This is a genomic window from Mesorhizobium sp. M4A.F.Ca.ET.022.05.2.1 (assembly GCF_003998845.1).
Taxonomy (GTDB): Bacteria; Pseudomonadota; Alphaproteobacteria; order Rhizobiales; family Rhizobiaceae; genus Mesorhizobium.
In genome coordinates, this window is sequence record NZ_RZOJ01000791.1 from 1 (window position 1) to 754 (window position 754).

A 754-nucleotide genomic window follows, 5' to 3' on the forward strand; every position below is an offset into this window, starting at 1 on the left:
GGCGGACCCCGCCAAGCCCGCGGAAGCGGCCCCTGCCCCGGCTGCCGAGCCGGCAAAGCCGGCCGAGGCGACGCCTCCAGAAGCCAGCCATGTCATCGTCGCCGGCGACACCTTCTGGGATTTGGCGAAGAAGGCCTATGGCGACGCCACCAAGTGGAAGCTGATCTCGGGCGCCAACAAGGATTACGAGCCGCATCGGCTGCCGATCGGCGGGACGCTCACCATCCCGCCCGCGGCGAAATAGCTCCTGCCGCGGCAGGTCGGAGACCCGCCCGGGCAACGGGCGGGCTTCTGCTTTCGGGCCAGGGCGCCGCGAGGTGCGGCCAGACGCAGCATTGAAAACCGCCGCCGCATCGTTAGTTTCGCCGCGCCACCGCCGGTTTCGCGGTTCCCGGAGATCCTGATGACGCTGTCCAGCCCACTCGACCCCAAAGCCGCGAAGACCGCCGGCCCGCTGCCGGCGGGTTCCGTGCGGGTCAAGGCCGGCAAGGTCGGCGTCATGCTGATCAATCTCGGCACGCCCGACGGCACCGAGTTCAAGCCGATGTGGCGCTACCTCAGGGAATTCCTCTCCGACCCGCGCGTCATCGAGCTCAATAAGGCGATCTGGTATCCGATCCTCTACGGGCTGGTGCTGACGACACGGCCGAAGAAATCGGGCGCCAACTACGCCAGGATCTGGAACCGGGAGAAGAACGAGTCGCCGCTGCGCACCTTTACGCGCGCCCAGGCGGAGAAGCTCGCCAAGTCGCTT

The 754-nt window shown here is 67.8% G+C and carries 1 protein-coding gene and 1 pseudogene; both read left to right on the forward strand.

Going from position 1 to position 754, the window contains the following annotated elements:
- Positions 1–244 (forward strand): annotated as a pseudogene (locus tag EN745_RS35435) (LysM peptidoglycan-binding domain-containing protein); the annotation flags it as partial.
- A gap of 159 nt (positions 245–403) precedes the next feature.
- A partial coding sequence (locus tag EN745_RS35440; RefSeq protein WP_189363279.1) for a ferrochelatase occupies positions 404–754 on the forward strand: 351 nt, incomplete at its 3' end.